A 19,199-nucleotide genomic window follows, 5' to 3' on the forward strand; every position below is an offset into this window, starting at 1 on the left:
GCCTTGCGCGCGGCCGGCTTCTTCGCGGCCACGGCCTTCCGCGGCGCGGCCTTGCGGGCGGCGGGCTTCTTCGCCGCGGCGGCGCGCTTCGGCGCGGCCTTGGCGACGGCCTTGCGCGCGGCCGGCTTCTTCGCGGCCACGGCCTTCTTCGGCGCGGCCTTCTTGGCGGCCGGCTTCTTCGCCGGCGCGGCCTTGCGGGCCGCCGGCTTCTTCGCCGCGGCGGTGGCGCGGCTGCGGGCGGTCACCGGCTTCTTCGCGCTGCGGCGGGTGGTGGCGACGGCCATCGGCTGGGCGCGGCCGGCGGCGGGGGCATCGGGGGTATCGGTCACAGGCGGAATCTCCTGAGGCAATCGGTGAGGAAGGACGCGGTGTCAGGTGGCGTGGCGACAGGGCGGAGGGTACGGCGGCTGCGGCGCGCGGCTGCGCGCAAGGCCGCGGCTGCCGTTCCAGGTCACGCGGGCAGCAAGCGGTGGCGGATGATCGGCGGCTCGATGACGCATCCCGAGCCGCATCGTGGTTCCGTCCTCCGCGTATCCGGCGCGGGGCACCTGAGGCTTGCCCTGCGACGGCGCGGAATGGTCGGCGAATTCTGCTGCCGCCACCCCGTCCTGCCTGCGGTCCATGGACCATCCTTCCCTGCTGCGGCAGGATGTCTTGGACGTGCCCGGGATCCGTCGCGGTGCATGTGCCGCTGGACGAATCGCGGGCAACATCATGCGCGCATGTGCACGCTATCTGCACAGCCAAGCGGCATGTCAACAGAAACCGCAATTGACGTTGCGCTTTTATGCGCATCGCGTGACGCCGCCGTCGCCGCTGCGTGCGCGGCCCCGAATTGCAAACGGCCGCCGGATGCTCCGGCNCCCTGCAGCGGTGGCGTCAGCGCCGGTCGAGCGGCGGCACCGGGCGCTGCTCGGGGCCGGTGTAGTGCGACAGCGGCCGGATCAGCCGGTTGTCGGCGGCCTGCTCGATGACATGCGCGGCCCAGCCGGTGACGCGCGAGGCGACGAAGATCGGCGTGAACAGCGGGATGTCGAAGCCCATCAGGTAGTAGGCGGGCCCGGCCGGGAAATCGAGGTTCGGGTGGATGTTCTTCTCCTTGAGCATCTTCGCCGCCAGCACCCGGGAGGTGTTCATCCAGGTCTTGTCGCCGACCACCTCGGCCATCTTCTCGGCGTATTTGGTCATGGTGGGCACGCGGCTGTCGCCGGTCTTGTAGACCCGGTGGCCGAAGCCCATGACCAGCGCCTTGTGGTCGAAGCGGGTCGAGAGCCATTCCTCGGCATGGTCGGGGCCGCCGACCTCCTTCAGCATGTGCATCACCGCCTCGTTGGCGCCGCCGTGCAGCGGGCCCTTGAGTGCGGCGATGCCGGCGGTGATGGCGCCGTGGATGTCGGCCATGGTCGAGGTGACCAGCCGGGCGGTGTAGGTCGAAGCGTTGAAGGTATGCTCGGCATAGAGGATGAGGGAGACGTCGAAGGCCTTCAGCACCTCGGGCGCCGGCACCTTGCCGAAGACCAGGTTGAAGAAATTCTCACCGAACGTGTGCTTCGGGTCCGGCTGGATCGGCTCGAGCCCCTTGCCGGCGCGGTGGGCGGCGGCGATGGCGCTCGGGATCTTGGCCAGCAGCCGGGCGGCCTTGCGGCGGGTGGCGGGCTCGGAATTGTCGGCGCTCTCGGGGTCCTCCATGCCCATGAAGGAGACCGCGGTGCGGATCGCGTCCATCGGATGGGCGTCGTGCGGGAAGTCCTTGATGACCCGCAGCAGCGCCGGGCTGATGGCCCGCTCGGCGGCGACCTCGGCGTTGAAGGCCGCGAGCTGCGCCCTGGTCGGCAGCTCGGCGTTCCAGAGCAGGTAGGCGACTTCCTCGAAGGTGCATTCCTCGCAGAGGTCCTGCACCGCATAGCCGCGGTAGGTGAGGCTGTTGGTCTCCGGCATCACCTTGGAGATGGTGGAGACGTCGGCATAGACGCCGACGAGGCCCTTCTTGATGTCGGGGGTGGCTTCGCTCATGGCTGGTTCTCCCGTTTGAAGCGTGCCGGGGACGGCGGCTGCCGCCCCCGGATAGGGATGGCTCAGAAGATGCCCGGCTTGCCTTCGGCCAGGCTGCCGGCCGGCATGGCGACGTTCAGCACATGCAGTTCGCCGGCCGGGATGCGGGCCAGGTCCTGGACGTCGGCGAGGAAGCGGGCGCTCTCCCGGGCCGAGATCAGGCCCTCGGTCATGATCTGGAACTTGTTGATGTAGTCGGCCCGGCCGAAGGGCTTCGCGCCGTTCGGATGGGCATTGGCCACCGCCATCTCGTCGACCAGCTTGCTGCCGTCCTTGAAGGTGATCTCGACGCGGCCGCCGAAGGAGAGTTCGTTCGGATCACGCGAATGGTAGCGGCGGGTCCACTCCGCATCCTCGGTGGTCTCGATCTTCTGCCAGAGGCGGACGGTGTCGGCCCGGCCGGCGCGGCGGGGGGCATAGCTGTCGACGTGGTGCCAGCGGCCGTCCTGCAGGGCGACGGCGAAGATGTACATGATGGAGTGGTCGAGGGTCTCGCGGCTGGCCTTCGGGTCCATCTTCTGCGGGTCGTTGGCGCCGGTGCCGATCACGTAGTGGGTATGATGGCTGGTGTGGATGACGATCTTCTCGATCGCGCCCTGGTCCGGGATGCTCTCGCGCATGCGGAAGGCGAGGTCGATCAGGGCCTGGGACTGGTACTCGGCCGAGTGCTCCTTGGTGTAGCTGTCCATGATGGCGCGCTTGGGCTCGCCGGCGGTCGGCAGCGGCACCTCGTAGTAGACGGGGCCGTAGGCGGCCGCGCGGCCTTCCTTGTCGGCCATGGTGCGGCCCGAGAGGACCCAGCCGATGACGCTGTCCTCGCCCTCGTAGATCGGGGACGGGGCGCCCTCGCCGCGCATGGCGCGGTCGGCGGCCTCGATCGCCAGCTTGCCGGCATGCGCCGGGGCGAAGGCCTTCCAGCTGCTGATCTCGCCCTTGCGCGACTGGCGGAAGGAGATGGAGACGTGGAGCGCCTGCTGCACCGCCTGGAAGATCGCCTCCTGCGGCAGCTTCAGCAGGGTGCCGATGCCGGCCGCGGCCGAGGGGCAGAGGTGGGCGATGTGGTCGACCTTGTGCTCGTGCAGGCAGATCGCCTTCACCAGGTCGATCTGGATCTCGTAGCCGGTGGCCAAGCCGCGGATCAGGTCGCGGCCGGATTTCTCCATGGTCTGGGCGACCGCCAGGATGGGGGGGATGTTGTCGCCGGGGTGGGAGTAGTCGGCGGCGAGGAAGGTGTCGTGCATGTCGAGCTCGCGCACCGCGGTGCCGTTCGCCCAGGCGGCCCATTCCGGCGAGAAGCGCTTGTTGGCGGGCATGCCGAAGATGGTGGCGCCGCGAGCGTTTCTCCCTTGGCGGGCATGGCCGAGGGCCATGGCGCGGGCCGAGGTCGGGGCCTTCCGGTTGACCGAGGCGATGCCGACGGCGGCGTTGTCGATGATCCGGTTGATGATCATCGCGGCCACGTCCTTCTCGACCGCGACCTTGTCGGCGGCGACGCCGGCGATCTTCCAGGCGAGCTGGTCCTCGCGCTTGAGGAGGGACTTGGACGGGTGGAGCTTGACGGGATGGAGCTGCATGGCGGTCTTCCCCTGGGGTGAGGCGTGCTTTGTCGCCCCGGGCGGGGCCTTCGTCCATTCCGATTGAGCGGCGGGCACGATATGATTTGCGTATCGCCAACCGGGAAGGCCTCATGGATTTCCGCATCCTGCGCCGCATGGGGCATTTCCTGGCGGTCGCCGAGGAGGGCCATTTCGGTCGTGCCGCCGCCCGGCTCGGCGTCTCGCAGCCGCCGCTGACGGCGCAGATCCAGGCGCTGGAGGCCGAGCTCGGCGTGCGGCTGCTGGAGCGCACCCGCAAGGGCGCCCGGCCGACGCGGGAGGGCGAGGCCCTGCTGCCCATCCTCCGCCGGCTGGCCGAGGATGCCAAGCAGGTGGAGAGCCTGGCGAAGGAATTGCGGGCGGGACGCCATGCGCCCATGGCCATGGCCTGCGTCACCAGCGCGCTCTTCGACTACCTGCCGCCGCTGGTGCGCGGGCTGCGGGCGGCGGCCCCCGACAGCGCCCTGGCGGTGCGGGAGATGGATACCGCGGATGCGGTGGAGGCGCTGCGCCGGGGCGAGGTGGATTTCGCCCTCGCCCGGCTGGACCGCGACCGGCCGCCGCTCAGGGTGATGCCGCTGGGCGCGGATGCCCTGGTGGTTGCCTTGCCCAAGGGGCATCCCTTGCTGGCGGAGCCGGGCCCCCTGCCCCTGGCGGCGCTGGCAGGCGAAGCGCTGGTGCTGCTGCCGCGCAGCATCAGCCCGGCCTATTTCGACCGCCAGGTGACCGCCTGCCGCGCCGCGGGCTTCGAGCCGGTGGCGATGCGCGAGGTCGGCTCGGCCATGGCCCAGCTCGCCTTCGTCGCGGCGGGGCTCGGCGTCGCGCTGGTGTCCTCCGGCATGGCGGTGCTGCGGCCGCCGGGCGTCGCCTTCCGCGCGCTGGCCGGGCCGGTCGCCTCGGTCGGGGTGGCGCTGGTCTGGAACGGCGAGCGGGAGACCGAGGCGGCGCGGGCCGCGGTCGCCGTGGCGGGGCGGGTGTTTCCGGCGGCGGAGAAGGGCTAGGCTCGGCCAAGGCCAGCACAGGACCCGCATGCATGCAGACTGCCCCGTACGACCGGGTGATCCTCGGCGACCTCGTCCTGCCGGACGGCATCCTCGCCGGCGGCTATGTCGCCGTGCGCGGCGAGACCATCGCCGCCATCGGCCAGGGGGCGCCGCCACCGGCCGCCGCGGTGGCGGACCACAGCGGCATGCTCGTGCTGCCCGGGCTGGTCGACGGGCACATGCACACCTCCTCCAGCACCGGCTGGGCGGGGATCGAGGGCGCCTCGATGTCGGCCGCGGCGGGCGGCGTCACCACCTGCGTCGACATGCCCTACGACGTGCCGCGGCCGGTGACCGATGCGGCGATCCTGGCCGAGAAGGTGGCGGTGCTGGAAGCGACCAGCCATGTCGACATGGCGCTCTACGGGACCATCCGGAAGGACGTCCGGGGGGGCGCGCTGGCCGAGGACATCGCCGGGCTCGCCGCCGCCGGGGCCTGCGCCTTCAAGCTCAGCACCTACGAGTACGACGCGGTGCGCTTCCCCCGCATCGACCACCCGACCATGCTGGCCGCCTTCCGCGAGATCGCCCGCACCGGGCTGATGTGCGCCATCCACAACGAGGACCAGGAGATGGTGGTCCGCCTCACCGCCGAGGCCAAGGCGGCCGGCCGCACCGACCCGATCATGCACTGCCGCACCCGGCCGCCGCTGGTCGAGAGCATGGCCGACCTCGAGATCTTCGAGATGGCGCGGGAGACCGGCTGCCACGTCCATATCGCCCATTCCTCCCTCGCGCGGGGCTTCGAGCTGGCGGCGCTGTTCCGCGCCCAGGGGGCGAAGACGAGCGGCGAGGCCTGCATCCAGTACCTCTGCATGACCGAGGCCGACCTCATCCGCCTTGAGGGCTTCGGCAAGTGCAACCCGCCCTTTCGCACGGCGGAGGAGGTGGAGCGGATGTGGGCCGCCTTCGCCGCGGGGGGCATCGCCTATGTCTCGACCGACCACGCGCCCTGGCCGCGGGAGCGGAAGGTGTACACGGGCGACATCTTCGCCCCCGGCGCCGGCCTCACCGGGCTGCAGAGCTTCGCGCCGCTGATGTTCACCCTGCTGGCGGAACGCGGCTTGCCGCCGACCCTGATGGCGAAATACTGCGCCGAGCGGCCGGCGCGCTTCCACGGCCTGTTCCCGAAGAAGGGGGCGATCCGGGTGGGCGCCGATGCCGACCTGGTCGTGTTACAACAAGGCGATTTTATTTTTGATGAAGCAATGATACAGGACCGGCCGGATGCCCGCTGGTCCCCCTATCACGGCCGGGCGATGCGGGCGCGCGTCGCCGCCACCTGGCTGCGCGGCGCCTGCATCTGGGACGGCAGCGCCGTGCTGGCGCGGCCGGGCAGCGGGCGCTTCGTGCCGCGGCAGCACCGCGAAACCTATCTGGGAGAAGCCTGAACCATGTCGCGCAACCTTCGCATCGCCGGCGCGCAGCTCGGCCCCATCCAGCGCGGTGCGGACCGGGCCGAGACCCTGGCGCGGCTGATCGCGCTGCTCGAGGCCGCCGCCGCCGAGGGCGCCGAGCTGGTGGTCTTCCCCGAGCTGGCGCTGACCACCTTCTTCCCCCGCTGGTGGATGGATGCCGCCGACCCGGAGCTGGCCGGCTACTTCGAGACCGCCATGCCCAACCCCTCGGTGCAGCCGCTGTTCGACCGGGCGCGCGCGCTGCAGATCGGCTTCTACCTCGGCTATGCCGAGCGGACGCCGCAGGGCCAGCACTTCAACACCGCCATCACCGTGGGGCCGGACGGCAGCATCCTCGGCAAGTACCGCAAGGTGCACCTGCCGGGCTCGCGCGAGTACCGCCCGGCGCAGCAGTACCAGCAGCTCGAGAAGCGCTACTTCGAATACGGCGACATGGGCTTCAAGGCCTTCCGCGGGCCCAAGGTCTGGAACGCGCCGGTGCTCGGCATGCTGGTCTGCAACGACCGGCGCTGGCCGGAGGCCTGGCGGGTGCTGGGGCTGCAGGGGGTGGAGCTGATGCTGATCGGCTACAATTCCGCCGCCTACGACCCGAACGGCGGGCCGGCCGAGGACCTGGCGCTGCGGACCTTCCACTCGACCATGGTGGTCCAGGCCAATGCCTACATGAACGCGACCTGGGCGGTCTCGGTCGCCAAGGCCGGCGTCGAGGACGGCGCCGGGCTGATCGGCGGCTCCTGCATCGTCGACCCGAACGGCAAGGTGGTGGCGCAGGCGACCACCCTGGGCGACGAGCTGATCCTGGCCGATGCGGATCTGGCGCTCTGCCAGCAGGGCAAGCAGAAGATGTTCAACTTCGCCGCCCACCGCCGGCCGCAGTGGTACAAGCCGATCGTCGAGCAGGTCGGGGCGGTGGCGCCGGACTGAGGCGCCGGAGTGGGGCGCCCCCCCCTCAGCTGCCGATCTCGCCGCCGCCCTTGCGGGTGATGGCGATGACCGAGGGCCGCGGCGGCATGCCCGGCTGGAAATCCGGCCAGCGGGTGGTCGGCCGCTCGAAGCTGCTGCCGGCCTCCTCGCCGGGGTGCTGGATGGCGAGGAAGATGGTCTCGCCATCCGGGGTGAAGCAGGGGCCGCAGACCTCGGCCCCGGTCGGGGCCTGGTAGAACAGCCGGGTGAGGCCGCGGCCGTAGCCGGCGGTATCCGCGGCATAGAGCCCGTCGGCCACGCCGGCCGCCGAGGGCGCGCCGTCGGTGGCGATCCAGATCCGCCCCTTCCGGTCGAAGGTGCAGTTGTCGGGACAGGAGAGCCAGCCCTGGTCGCTGGTGGCGCGGTGGTAGCGGGCGCCGGCATCGACGCCGGGCTTGCCGGCCAGCAGGAAGATCTCCCAGCGGCCGACCGGCGCGACGTGGTCCACCTGGGAGGTGCCGGCCCCGGGCGGGATGAGCTCCACCACATGGCCATGCGCGTTGGCGGCGCGGGGATTGGCCCTGTCCAGCCGCTGCCCGCCGCGGGCGGTGTTGTTGGTCAGCATGGCGTAGATGCGGCCGGTCAGCGGGTTGGGCTCCACGTCCTCGGGCCGGTCCATCGGCGTGGCGCCCAGCAGGTCGGCGGCGCGGCGGGTCTCGATCAGCACCTCGGCCTGGGAGGCGAAGCCATTGGCCGCGGTCAGCGGCCCCTCGCCATGGACCAGCGGCAGCCATTCCAGGCGGCCGTCGTCGAGGCAGCGGGCGACGAAGAGCGTGCCCTCGTCCAGCAGGTCGCGGTTGGCGGCGCGGTCGGTCGGGTGCCAGCGGCGGGCGGTGACGAATTTGTAGATGTACTCGAAGCGCTCGTCGTCGCCCATGTAGATGGCGACGCGGCCATCGGCGCTGATCGCGTGGTTGCAGCACTCGTGCTTGAAATGGCCGAGGGCGGTGCGCTTCACCGGCACCGAGGTCGGGTCGTAGGGGTCGAATTCGACCACCCAGCCGAAGCGGTTCGGCTCGTTCGGCTCCTTGTCGAGGTTGAAGCGGTCGGTGTGCCGGGACCAGGAATAGAGCGATTCCGACAGGATGCCGTAGCGCCTGTAGTGGTCCTTCTGCTCGCCGGTGGTGGCCGCGGCGCCGCCGAAGTAGACGTTGAAATTCTCCTCCGCCGTCAGCACCGTGCCCCAGGGGGTATTGCCGCCCGAGCAATTGTTCAGCGTGCCCAGCACCTGCGTGCCGGTCGGGTCGGCGTTGGTCCTCAGCCGCTCATGCCCGGCGGCGGGGCCGCCGATGCGGATCGGGGTTTCGGCGGTGATGCGGCGATTCAGCCTGCCGGCCGCCACCGGCGACCAGCGGCCGCCCTCGCGGCGCAGCTCCACCACCGACATGCCATGCGCCGCCATCTCGGCCGCCGCCTGGGCGGCGCTGGCCTTCAGCGCGGCGCTGCGGCCGGCCCCGAGGCCGGGGAACATCATGTTGGTATTGGTGTATTCGTGGTTCACCACCAGCAGCCCGTGCTCGCTGTTCTGCGAGCCATGCGGCAGGGGCAGGTAGTCCACGTAGTCGTTGTTGTAGCCGAATTGCTGCGCCTGGGCGGCGGCGGTGACGGCCTGCGGGTCGAAGGCCGGGGCATCGGCCAGCACCGGGTCGCCCCAGCGGATCACGGTCTGGATCTCATGGCCCGGGGCCACGGCGTCGCGCTGGCTGAGGCGGTGCGACAGCTCGGTGAAGCCGAGGCTGGAGGGGCCGTCGCTTTCGGCGGCGGGCGCCGCCGGCAGCTGGGTCAGCGCCGCCAGGCCCAGCAGGGCCGTCCGGCGGGAGAGGCGGCGTTCGGCGATCTCGGCCAGGGTCTCGCGCCCGGCGACCAGCCGGGCGGGGTTGCTGCCGATATCCTCGATCTCGACCGGGGCGGGCTCGAACGGGGCGGATTCGTCCAGCGGTGGCATGCGGGTGGCTCCCTCGGAACACCCGCATGGCGTAGCCCCGGCCGCGCAAGGGCGGAAGGGGCTGGTCGTGAAGCTTCGGTTACTCGGCCGCCAGTGCCGGCACCGCCCCCGGTGGATCGAAGGCGCGGATCGGCGGCAGGTTGCCGGCGAAGCGCTCCACCTCGACCGTGGTGAGCTGGCCGGTGCAGCCCTGGGCGAGGCTTGAGGTACCCACGTCCCGCGTCAGCACGTTCGGGTTGCCGTGGACGCAGAGGGAGGCGTCCTCCATCGGGTCCTCGGGGTCGTACCAGGCGCCGGTCGGGAGCTGCACCACGCCGGGGATGACGTCGGCGCTGACCGCGGCGGTGGCGAGGCAGGCGCCGCGGGCGTTGCGCAGCTTCACCACGTCGCCCTCGGCGATGCCGCGCGGGGCGGCATCCGCCGGGTTGATCCGCATCACCTCGCGGCCGCGGCGCTTCATGCCGTTGCTGTAGCCGCCGAAGTCGAACTGGCTGTGCAGCCGCGTCGCCGGCTGGTTGGCGATGAGGCGGAGCGGCGCCGCGGCATCGGGCGCCTCGGCGGGCGACAGCCAGGTCGGGTGGCCGGGGCAATCGGCGTAGCCGAAGCCGGCGATGGTGGCGGAGGCGATCTCGATCCGCCCGCTCGGCGTCGGTAGCGGATGCGCCTCCGGGTCGGTGCGGAAATCCCTGAGGATGCCGCCGTCGTCCTCCTCCTGCGGCAGCACCAGCTCGCCCTGGGCCCAGAATTCCTCGAAGGACGGCGCCGGCAGGCCGCGGGCGGCGAGGCCCTTGCGGGTCGGCTCGTAGAGGTGGCGCAGCCAGTCGCCGGCGCTGCGGCCCTCGGTGAAGGCGGGGCCGGCGCCGAGGCGTCCGGCCAGCGCCGAGAAGATGGCGTAGTCGTCGCGGGCCTCGCCGAAGGGCGCGGCGATCCGGTGCATGGCGACCATCAGCGGGTCGGTCGGGGCGGCGCCGATGTCCTCGCGCTCGAGGGTCATGGTGCAGGGCAGCACGATATCGGCGTGGCGGGCCGTCGCGGTCCAGGCGATCTCGTGCACCACCAGCGTCTCCACCGCGGCGAAGGCGCGCTTCAGCCGGTTGAGGTCCTGGTGGTGGTGGAAGGGATTGCCGCCGGCCCAGTAGACCAGGCGGATATCCGGATACTCCATCTGTTTGCCGTTGTAGTCGAAGGGCTGGCCCGGGTGCAGCAGCATGTCCGAGATGCGGGCCACCGGGATGAAGGCGCCGACGCCGTTCCTGCCCTGCGGCAGGGCGGCGGAGGAGACCGCGTTCTGCCGGCGTCCGTAATGCGCCAGCGCGCCGAGGGCGTAGTTGTAGCCCCCGCCGGGCAGGCCGATCTGGCCGAGCATGGCGGCCAGCACGCAGGCCATTCAGACCGGCTGCTCGCCGTGCTCCTGGCGCTGCAGCGAATGCGCGACGGTCACCAGGGTGCGGCGGCCCACCGCCTGCAGCGCCATCGCGGTGATGCGCCCGGCCGGGACGCCGCAGATGGCGGCGGCCCAGGCCGGGTCCTTCGGCTGGCCGTCGCTGCGGCCGAGCAGGTAGGCCTCGAAGGTGTCCCAGCCGGCGCAGTAGCGGTCGATGAAGCCGCGGTCGTGCTTGCCCGCCGTGACCAGGGCATGCGCCATGCCGAGCATCAGCGCGGTATCCGTCCCCGGGGTGATGGGCTGCCAGGTGGCGCCGGCATCCTCGGGCAAATCATCCTTCAGCGGGCCGATCAGCAGGAATTCGCAGCCCCGCGCCCGGGCCGCGGCCATCGATCCGCGCTCGACGTGCCGGCTGATGCCGCCCGAGGCGACCATGCTGTTCTTCAGCGCCATGCCGCCGAAGGCCAGCACCATCTCGGTGTGCTCGGCGACCGCCTCCCAGGTGACGTTGCGGCGGGCGACGGCGTCGATCGGCCCGAGGATATGCGGCAGGATGACGCTGGAGGCGCCGGAGCTGTAGCTGTTGACGGAGCGGACATAGCCGCCGAGCGTCATGTTGAGGAAGCGGTGCACCTGGCTCTGGGCATGGTGGAAGCGCCCGGCCGAGGACCAGCCGTAGGAGCCGCCGAAGACCGCCTGCGGGCCATGCGCGTCGCGGACGCGCGCCAGTTCCCTGGCCAGCAGGTCGAGCACCTGGTCCCACTCCATCGGGATGAACTCGTCCCGGCCGCGCCGGGCATCGGGGCCGGGGCCCTGCTCGAGCCAGCCGCGGCGGACCATGGGGCGGGCGATGCGGGCCTTGTGGCGCAGGGCTTCCGGGAAATTCTGCAGCAGCAGGTTGGGATCGGGGTCGCCCGGATGCGGCTCGACCACCAGGGTGCCGTCCCGCATGCCGGCGGAAAAGGCGCCCCAATGCGCGCTGTGCGGCCGAAGTCCGGTGTCCTGTGCCATGCCTGCATCCCCTGCTGCGGCGCGATCCTGCGGGTCCCTGCCATGGCATGCAAGCCTCGGCCCGGGCGGCGCCGCGGCGGTCAGGTCGGCTGCAGGTCGAGCAGGCGGATGATGCGGCCCCAGTTCTCCACCTCGGAGGCCATGAACCCCCGCAGCGTCTCCGGCGGCATGGAGCGGATGTCGAGGCCCTGCACCGCGAGCTGCTGGCGCAGGCCGGGCTCGGCCATCACCTCGGTCAGGGCGGCGTTGATCCGGGCGATCACCGGCTCCGGCACCCCCGCGGCGGCGCCGAGCAGGAACCAGACCGAGAGGTTGTAGCCCGGCAGGGTCTCGGACAGGGCGGGGATCTCGGGCGCCAGCGGCGACCGCGCCGCGGTGGTGACCGCCAGGGCGCGCACCCGGCCCTCCCGCGCCTGCGCCAGCGCCTCGCCGAGGTCGCCGATGGTGAAGGAGATGCGGCCGGCGGCGCAGTCGTTGGTCGCTTCCGGCTGGCCGCGATAGGCGACCTCCAGCGCCTCGATCCCCGCCAGCTTCGCCAGCAGGGCCCCGGCGACATGCCGGCTCGGCGCGCCATGGCCGAAGCTGAGCGCCCCGGGCCGCGCCTTGGCATGGGCGATCAGCTCCGCCGCGCTGCGCACCGGCAGGCGCGGGTCGCAGATCAGCAGGTAGGGCGCGTCGGCGACCATGCCGATCGGCACCAGGTCGCGCAGCGGGTCGTAGGGCAGGTCCTTGATCATGTGCGGCGCGCTGGCGCCGGTGGAGACGCCGATCATCAGCAGGGTATGGCCATCGGCCGGGGCGGCCAGCGCGGCGCGGATGCCGATGACGCCCTGCGCCCCGCCGCGGTTGTCGACGATGATCGGCTGGCCGAGCTTCTGCGCCAGCGGGACCGAGTAGAGCCGGGTCAGGATGTCGGTCTGGGTGCCCGCCGGGAAGGTGACGATGATGCGGATCGGCCGGTCCGGCCAGGCGCCCGGCCCGGCGGCGCGGGCGGCGGGCGCGGCGAGGCCCAGGGGCGCGGCCAGCAGGCTGCGGCGGTCGAGGCGCATCGGCGTGTCTCCCCTTGCTTTGCCGGCATTGAGGCGCAGGCGGCGGCCAGGGGCAAGCGCGCTGCGCCGCCGCACCCGGGCGTTCCCGCCGGCGGCCGTTTCGGTCTAGGCTGCCTCGGCAAGCGGCCGCCAAGCGCCGGGCAACAGGGAAGGAGGGAGGCGATGACCGCTCCACCGTCGCGGCGTGGGCTGCTGGCCCAGGGCGCAGGCCTGGGCGCGGGGCTGCTCGGCGGCGCCGCCGTGCCGCGGGCCATGGCGCAGCCGGCCGCCGGTCCCGCCGCCCCTTGGCCCACCCCCTGGCCCAGCCGCCCGGTGCGGCTGGTGGTCGGCTTCACCGCCGGCAGCTCCACCGACGTCACCGGCCGGATATTTGCCCAGCGCTTCAGCGAGGCCTGGGGCCAGCCGGTGGTGGTCGAGAACATCCCCGGCAACGGCGGCGCCATCGGGCTCGACCGCGTCGCCCGTGCGGCGCCGGACGGCCATACCCTGATGTGGGCCGGCAACGGCGCGGTGACCATCGTGCCGAGCCTGCAGCCGCTGCCCTTCGACCCGCTGAAGGATCTGGTCTCCATCGGCATCACCCTGTCGATGCCCTCGCTGATCCTGGCGAATGCCGCAACGCCGTGGCGAAGCCTCCCCGAGCTGGTGGCGCATGCCAGGGCCAACCCCGGCCGGGTCTCCTTCGGCACGCCGGGGGTCGGCACGCCGCAGCACATCGTGGGGGAGATGCTCTGCCACCAGGCCGGCATCCGGATGGAGCACATCCCCTATCGCGGCGCCAACCTGGCGGACCTGCTCAGCGGCGCCGTGCCGGTCGGCATCCAGAACGCCGGGGCGTCGCTGCCGCTGGTGCGCGAGGGGCGGGTGCGCTGCCTCGGCGTCACCTCGCTCACCCGCTCGGCCAATGCGCCGGAGCTGCCGACGGTCGCCGAGCAGGGCTACCCCGGCTTCGAGGCGCTGTCCTGGTTCGGCCTGATGGCGCCGGCCGGCACCCCGCCCGGGATCATCCGGACCGTCCATGCCGCGGCGATCCGGGTGCTGGCCGACGGCGACATGCGGGCGAGGTTCGCCGCCCTGGGGCTGGATGCGGTGGGCGGCTCGCCGGAGGCGATGCGGGAGACCATCGCCGCCGACATCCCGAAATGGGCCAGGGTGATCGCCGAGGCGGGCATCCCGGTCGCCCGGTGAGCGGCTTGCCGGGCGCCGGCACTGCCCTACCATGCGCCCCGGGAGCAATGCCGGCCGCCGGGTGACGCAACGCCCAGGGATCACCGCCATGCACCGACGCAGCCTGCTTGCCGCCGCGGCCACCGCCCCCCTTGCCGCGCCCCTCGCCGCGGCGCGGGCCGAGGAGCGCTTTCCGGGCCGGCCGCTCCGGCTGGTCATCCCGGTCGGCGTCGCCGGCGCCACCGACATCGTCGGCCGCATCCTGGCGGAGCAGATGGGCACGCTGCTCGGCCGGCCGGTGGTGGCCGAGAACATCGCCGGCGCCGGCAGCACCATCGGCGCCGCGGCCTTCCTGCGGGCGCCGGCGGATGGCTATACGCTCTACCTCGGCACCAACAACCACCCGATCATGCAGGCGGTGCGGCCGGAATTCCCGCACGACCCGGTGCGGGACTTCCAGCCGATCGCCCTGGTCGCGCGGCAGCCGAGCGTGCTGGCGGTGCATCCCGCGGTGCCGGCGCCGGATGTCGCCGCGCTGCTCGCCTGGCTGCGCGGGCAGCGGGATGCGGCGAATTACGGCTCCACCTTCCCCGGCGCGACCAACCACCTGGCGGGGGAGCTGCTGAAGAGCCTCGCCGGGCTGGAGTATACCATCGTCCCCTACCGGACCGCGGCCAATGCGGTGCAGGACCTGGTCGCCGGGCGGGTGCAGCTCACCATCGACAGCCCGATGATGCTGGCGCCGCTGATCCGCGAGGGCCGGCTGCGCGGCCTGGCGGTGACCGGGGCGGAGCGGACGGATTTGCTGCCGGGCCTGCCGACCCTCGCCGAGGCCGGCGTCCCCGGCTACGAGCTGACCGCCTGGCAGGTGCTGTTCGTGAAGCCGGGCACCGCGCCGGAGGTGGTGGCGGTGCTGGCCGAGGCGGCGCGGCGCGCGGTGGCCGATCCTGGCGTGCAGCAGAAGCTGCGCCAGAACAGCGCCGAGGTCTGGCCGGATGCCTCGCCCGCCGCCGCGGCGGCGCTGGTGCGGAGCGAGACCGAGCGTTGGGGCGGCATCGTCCGCCGCATCGGCCTGACGGCGCAGTAGCCGGACCGAACGGGGGGGGATGGGAGCATGGGACGCAGGCTCGCGGGCAAGGTCGCCCTCGTCACCGGCGCGGGCGGCGGCATCGGCGCCGCCATCTGCCGCCGCTACGCGGAGGAAGGCGCGCAGGTTGTCGTCACCGATATCGATGCCGCCCGGGCAGCGGCGGTGGCGGCCGGGATCGGCGGCGCATCGCTGTCGCTGGGCTGCGACGCCGCCGACCCGGCGCAGGCGGAGGCGGCCGTCGCCGCCGCCGTCGCCCGGTTCGGCGCGCTGCATGTGCTGGTGAACAACGCCGCCGCCTTCACCGCCGATGCGACCGCCGAGACCATCCCGCTCGCGGCCTGGGAGCGGACGCTCGCGGTGAACCTGACCGGCCCGATGCTGATGAGCCGCTTCGCCATCCCGGCGATGCGCGCGGCCGGCGGCGGCAGCATCATCCACATGGCCTCCCAGCTCGGCCATGTCGGGCGCGAGGGGCGGTTCTGGTACTGCACCGCCAAGGCGGCCCTCATCCACATGGCGCGCTGCATGGCGATCGACCATGCGGCGGACGGCATCCGGGTGAACAGTCTCTCGCCCGGGCCGATCGCCACCGAGCGCACCGTGGCACGGATCGGCGGGCCGGAGGCGGGGCTGGCCTTCTACGGGCCGCTGACCCTGCTCGGCCGCCAGGGCCGGCCGGAGGAGATCGCCGATGCGGCGCTGTTCCTCGCCGCCGACGAGAGCCGCTACATGACCGGCGCCGACCTGCTGGTGGATGGCGGCTACACCGCGCGGTAAGGCATAGGCGCGGGGCCTATTCCTGCGCGATGCCGGCCTCCGCCACGATCCGCGCCCAGCGCGCCAGCTCCGCCACATTGTAGGCGCCGAGCGCGGCCGCGGTGCTGGTGGTGGAGGCGATGCCGAGCGAGGCCATGAAACGCTTCGCCTCGGCGCTGTCGCCGATCGCCACGATCTCCCGGTTCAGCCGGTCGATGATGGCGGGCGGCGTGCGGGCCGGCATCCAGACGGCGTTCCAGGAGGCGAAGTCGAAGCCGGGCAGGCCGGCCTCCTGCAGGGTCGGCACCTCGGGCAGCAGCTCGATCCGCTGCGCGGTGGTGACGGCGAGCGCCCGGATGCTGCCGGCGCGGAGGTGCGCCACCGCCGGACCGAGATCGACCACCATGTACTGGAGGCGGCCGCCGAGCAGGTCGGTCATGGCCGCGGGGGTGCCGCGATAGGTGACCTGCTCGGTGCGGATGCCGGTGGCGGCGGCGAGCAGATGCGCCCCGGCGATGCCGCCGGCATTGCCGACGCCGTGGTTGAGCTGGCCCGGCCGGGCCCGGGCCTCGGCGAGGAAGCCGGCGAGGTCGGTCGCCGGGAAATCCGCCCGCACCAGCAGCGCCAGCGCATTGATCGAGATGAGCGAGACCGGGGCGAAATCGGCGATGGGGTCGTAGCCGGGGTCGCGCAGCAGGTTGGGGTTGGCGGCATGGGTGGAGACAGTGCCGAAGAACAGGGTGGTGCCATCGGGCGCGGCGCGGGCGGCGGCGCGGGTGGCGATGGCGCCATTGGCGCCGCCCATGTTCTCGACCGTGACCGGCTGGCCGAGGCTGCGGCCCAGCCGTTCCGCGTAGAAGCGGGCCAGGCTGTCGGTGCCGCTGCCGGCGGGGAAGGCGACGATGGCGCGCAGCGGGCGGTTCGGCCAGGCTTCCTGGGCCTGGGCGCGGCCGAGCGTGAGGCCGGCGATCAGCGGCGCGAGGCCGCGGCGGGTGAGCCTCATGGCGCCCGTTCCTCCCCTTGGTTTCTCAGGGGCTGATCCTGCCAGCAGTGGCGGCGGCTGCCCAGCTTTGCTCGGTCGCCCGACTTGCGCAGTCGGCCCGGGTTCCGCAGGCTGCACCCGCCCGATGCACGGCGATGGAAACGCGATGCCCGAGATTGCCGAAGAGATCACCATCCCCGCGCCGCTCGACGTGGTCTGGCCGCTGCTGAGCGATCCGGCGACCGTCGCCGCCTGCGTGCCGGGGGCGGAACTGGCCCCGGACAAGGGGGATGGGCTGTGGCGCGGCTCGGTGAAGGTGCGCTTCGGGCCGACGGTCGCGACCTTCAAGGGCGAAGCGACGCTGGCCTACGACCATGCGGCGCATCGCTGCAGCATCGACGGGCGGGGGATCGACGGCCGCGGTGCCTCCCGCGCGCTCGCCGCCGCCACGGTGCAGGCGGCGGCGGAGGGCGGGGCGACGCGGCTGGCCGTCGCCGGCAGCTTCACCGTGACCGGGCCGCTCGAGACCTTCGCCAATGCCGGCGGGGTGCATGTGGCCCGCGCGCTGCTGGCTGAATTCTCGGCCAACATGGCGAAGCTGGTGGCCGAGCGGGCGCCGGCCGAGCCGGAGCCGGCGGCGGCGCCCGAGGCCGCACCCGCCGCGGCACCTTCGCCGACGCCACCCCCACCGCCGCGCCAGGCGGCCGAGCTCAGCGCCTTCAGCCTCTTCTGGCGCGCCCTGCAATCCTTCCTCCGTAGCCTGCTGTCCAAAGGGAGATCCTGATCATGGCCGCCAAGCTGTCCGACGTGCTCGCCGAGGCCTTCGCCGCCGAGGGCTGCGAGGTGCTGTTCACCCTGATGGGCGACGCCAACATGTACTGGACCGAGGCGATGTCCCGGCGCCCTGGCATGCAGGTGGTCAACGTGCGGCACGAGCATTGCGCCGTCGCCATGGCGGACGGCTATGCCCGCGCCACCGGCAAGGTCGGCGTCGCCTCGACGACCTGTGGGCCGGGCTTCACCCAGATCATGACGGCGCTGGCCATCGCCGCCCGGGCCTCGGTGCCGCTGGTGGTCTTCGCCGGGGATTCGCCGATGCTGGCGGCCTATTACGTGCAGCAGATCGACATGGCGCCGCTGGCCCTGGCGACCGGCGCCCACTACATCGCGGTGAGGTCGCATGACCGCGCGCTGGACAACGTGCGGGAGGCCTTCCACATCGCCGCGCTGGAGCGGCGGCCGGTGGTGCTCGGCGTGCCGATGGACCTGCAGAAGCAGGCCTATCCCTTCATGGCCGACTACATCCCCTCGGCCGACTATCTGCCGATCCCGCAAGGCCCGCTCCCCGACCCCGCCATCACCGAGCGGCTGGTGCAGATGATCGCCGAAAGCGAGAAGCCGGTCATCATCGCCGGGCGCGGCGCCAAGCTGGCCAGGGCCAAGGCGCAGGTGGAGGCGCTGGCCGGGCAATGCGGCGCGCTGGTCGCCACCTCGCTGCAGGCCAAGGGGATGTTCCACGACAGCCCCTGGAGCCTCGACATCGCCGGGGCCTTTTCCTCCGACTTCGCGCGGGAGCAATTCGCCGAGGCCGACCTGGTGATCGGCATCGGCGTCGGGCTCGGCGCCTATACCACCGAGAGCGGCTACCTCTTTCCCAATGCGCGGATCGTCCAGCTCGACATCGCCCCGCGCGGGTTGTGGCAGGGGCTGCGGACGGCGGATCTGCATGTGCGGGCGGATGCGGCGACCGGCACCGCCGCCATCACCGCGGCGCTGCGGGAGCGGGGCATCACCAAGCCCGGCTACCGTTCCCCGGGACTGGCCGAGGCGATCGCCGCCGACCGGCCGGACCGCAAGGAATTCGCCATCGCCCCCGGCGTGGTCGATCCGCGCAAGGCGATCATGGAACTGGACGCCATCGTGCCCAAGGACTGGGAGGTGGTGATCGGCGCCGGGCATTACTTCGGCATCGCGCTGACCCACCTCCGCGGGCGGGCGGCCGAGCGCTACCACGTCATCGCCGACTTCGGCGCCATCGGCAACGGGCTGCCGGCGGCGATCGGCGTGGCGGCGGCGCGGCGCGACGGCAAGGTGCTGCTGATCGAGGGCGACGGCAGCCTGCTGATGCATGTCCAGGAGCTGGAGACGGTGCGGCGCGAGGGGCACCGCCTGCTGATCGCCATCATCAACGACGGCGGCTACGGCGCCGAGATCCACAAATTCCGCGCCAACGGGCTGGACCCGGCGCTGGTGATCCATGGCCGCGGCGACCTCGCGGGAATCGCCACCGGCTTCGGGGTGCGCGGCTCGGCGGTGACGAGCCTCGGCGGCATGGGGCGGATGTTCGAGGCGCATCAGGCGGCGAACGGCGCGAGCCTGTGGGACATCCACACCGACGACACGGTGGTGTCGCGGCCGTACCGGCGCATCCACTACGGGGAGGCGTGAGGGCCGCCCGGCTCGCGGCGGGTGCCGCGGCTGGCTGAGGCCCGCCGAAGGCTTGGCGGCGGTGCGAGCCGGCCTCGCCGACGGGCTGCGACACAGGACCGGCGGTATCGCATTTTGAAACTACAGTGCGATTTGACATCAAATCATCAATGAAAGGTTGCGCCACTGCCTCCATCTTCTTAGTATCGTTTTCGATATGAAATGACTGGAGAGCTAGGGCATGGCGCCTTCAGTGTGGCGAGGAGCAGGCGACCCTGCCGGGCTGGAACTCCACCAGGTCCCATCAGGGCATCCGC

General features: G+C 72.4%; 15 protein-coding genes and 1 pseudogene. 9 read left to right on the forward strand and 7 right to left on the reverse strand.

What is annotated here, in order from left to right; translation table 11 throughout:
- The coding region (locus QWZ14_RS01460; protein ID WP_290314777.1) for a hypothetical protein at positions 1-345 on the forward strand (345 nt) is incomplete at its 5' end.
- 534 nt (positions 346-879) lie between these two features.
- Here QWZ14_RS01460 and QWZ14_RS01465 read toward each other — a convergent pair.
- Positions 880-2,013: a bifunctional 2-methylcitrate synthase/citrate synthase gene (locus QWZ14_RS01465; RefSeq protein ID WP_290314778.1), complete on the reverse strand. Its 1,134-nt coding sequence runs from the start codon at positions 2,011-2,013 to the stop codon at positions 880-882.
- Positions 2,014-2,075: 62 nt separating this feature from the next.
- Complete coding sequence (locus QWZ14_RS01470; protein ID WP_290314779.1) at positions 2,076-3,626, reverse strand: MmgE/PrpD family protein; 1,551 nt, start codon at positions 3,624-3,626, stop codon at positions 2,076-2,078.
- A gap of 113 nt (positions 3,627-3,739) precedes the next feature.
- Between QWZ14_RS01470 and QWZ14_RS01475 the strand changes: the two genes are divergently transcribed.
- The 3 genes from QWZ14_RS01475 to QWZ14_RS01485 are packed head-to-tail and all read left to right on the forward strand — an operon-like array spanning position 3,740 to position 7,032.
- The gene (locus QWZ14_RS01475; protein ID WP_290314780.1) at positions 3,740-4,648 is read left to right on the forward strand and encodes a LysR family transcriptional regulator; all 909 of its coding nucleotides are present in this window, start codon (positions 3,740-3,742) and stop codon (positions 4,646-4,648) included.
- A 32-nt stretch (positions 4,649-4,680) separates the two neighbouring features.
- Positions 4,681-6,081, forward strand: coding sequence for a dihydroorotase (locus QWZ14_RS01480; RefSeq protein WP_290314781.1), 1,401 nt, complete (start codon positions 4,681-4,683; stop codon positions 6,079-6,081).
- Positions 6,082-6,084: 3 nt separating this feature from the next.
- Positions 6,085-7,032 carry a nitrilase-related carbon-nitrogen hydrolase gene (locus QWZ14_RS01485; RefSeq protein WP_290314782.1) on the forward strand — a complete coding sequence of 316 codons (948 nt, stop codon included), beginning with the start codon at positions 6,085-6,087 and terminating at the stop codon, positions 7,030-7,032.
- 25 nt (positions 7,033-7,057) lie between these two features.
- Here the strand turns inward: QWZ14_RS01485 and QWZ14_RS01490 are convergent, their stop codons facing one another.
- The 4 genes and pseudogenes from QWZ14_RS01490 to QWZ14_RS01505 all read right to left on the reverse strand — a co-directional run bounded on the left by QWZ14_RS01490 (position 7,058) and on the right by QWZ14_RS01505 (position 12,460).
- Complete coding sequence (locus QWZ14_RS01490; RefSeq protein ID WP_290314783.1) at positions 7,058-9,016, reverse strand: PhoX family protein; 1,959 nt, start codon at positions 9,014-9,016, stop codon at positions 7,058-7,060.
- Between the two features lie 79 nt (positions 9,017-9,095).
- A complete protein-coding gene (locus tag QWZ14_RS01495; RefSeq protein WP_290314797.1) occupies positions 9,096-9,740 on the reverse strand; it encodes a molybdopterin dinucleotide binding domain-containing protein in 645 nt (214 codons plus the stop codon).
- A gap of 156 nt (positions 9,741-9,896) precedes the next feature.
- A pseudogene (locus tag QWZ14_RS01500) lies at positions 9,897-11,411 on the reverse strand (molybdopterin-dependent oxidoreductase); the annotation flags it as partial.
- Positions 11,412-11,491: 80 nt separating this feature from the next.
- Entirely contained in the window at positions 11,492-12,460 is a 969-nt protein-coding gene (locus tag QWZ14_RS01505) for a Bug family tripartite tricarboxylate transporter substrate binding protein (protein WP_290314784.1), read from the reverse strand.
- A gap of 162 nt (positions 12,461-12,622) precedes the next feature.
- On the opposite strand from QWZ14_RS01505, the gene QWZ14_RS01510 reads away from it, so the two are divergent.
- The 3 genes from QWZ14_RS01510 to QWZ14_RS01520 all read left to right on the forward strand — a co-directional run bounded on the left by QWZ14_RS01510 (position 12,623) and on the right by QWZ14_RS01520 (position 15,494).
- Positions 12,623-13,648: a Bug family tripartite tricarboxylate transporter substrate binding protein gene (locus QWZ14_RS01510; RefSeq protein WP_290314785.1), complete on the forward strand. Its 1,026-nt coding sequence runs from the start codon at positions 12,623-12,625 to the stop codon at positions 13,646-13,648.
- 88 nt (positions 13,649-13,736) lie between these two features.
- Positions 13,737-14,714, forward strand: coding sequence for a Bug family tripartite tricarboxylate transporter substrate binding protein (locus QWZ14_RS01515; protein ID WP_290314786.1), 978 nt, complete (start codon positions 13,737-13,739; stop codon positions 14,712-14,714).
- A 27-nt stretch (positions 14,715-14,741) separates the two neighbouring features.
- The gene (locus QWZ14_RS01520; RefSeq protein WP_290314787.1) at positions 14,742-15,494 is read left to right on the forward strand and encodes an SDR family NAD(P)-dependent oxidoreductase; all 753 of its coding nucleotides are present in this window, start codon (positions 14,742-14,744) and stop codon (positions 15,492-15,494) included.
- A 16-nt stretch (positions 15,495-15,510) separates the two neighbouring features.
- Here the strand turns inward: QWZ14_RS01520 and QWZ14_RS01525 are convergent, their stop codons facing one another.
- Positions 15,511-16,476: a Bug family tripartite tricarboxylate transporter substrate binding protein gene (locus QWZ14_RS01525; RefSeq protein WP_290314788.1), complete on the reverse strand. Its 966-nt coding sequence runs from the start codon at positions 16,474-16,476 to the stop codon at positions 15,511-15,513.
- A 145-nt stretch (positions 16,477-16,621) separates the two neighbouring features.
- On the opposite strand from QWZ14_RS01525, the gene QWZ14_RS01530 reads away from it, so the two are divergent.
- Together QWZ14_RS01530 and QWZ14_RS01535 are read left to right on the forward strand one after the other, a co-directional pair.
- The gene (locus QWZ14_RS01530) at positions 16,622-17,239 is read left to right on the forward strand and encodes an SRPBCC family protein (RefSeq protein ID WP_290314789.1); all 618 of its coding nucleotides are present in this window, start codon (positions 16,622-16,624) and stop codon (positions 17,237-17,239) included.
- Between the two features lie 2 nt (positions 17,240-17,241).
- Entirely contained in the window at positions 17,242-18,903 is a 1,662-nt protein-coding gene (locus tag QWZ14_RS01535) for a thiamine pyrophosphate-binding protein (protein ID WP_290314790.1), read from the forward strand.
- Positions 18,904-19,199 lie beyond the last annotated feature (296 nt).

It is taken from the genome of Paeniroseomonas aquatica, assembly GCF_030409335.1.
GTDB lineage: Bacteria > Pseudomonadota > Alphaproteobacteria > Acetobacterales > Acetobacteraceae > Belnapia > Belnapia aquatica.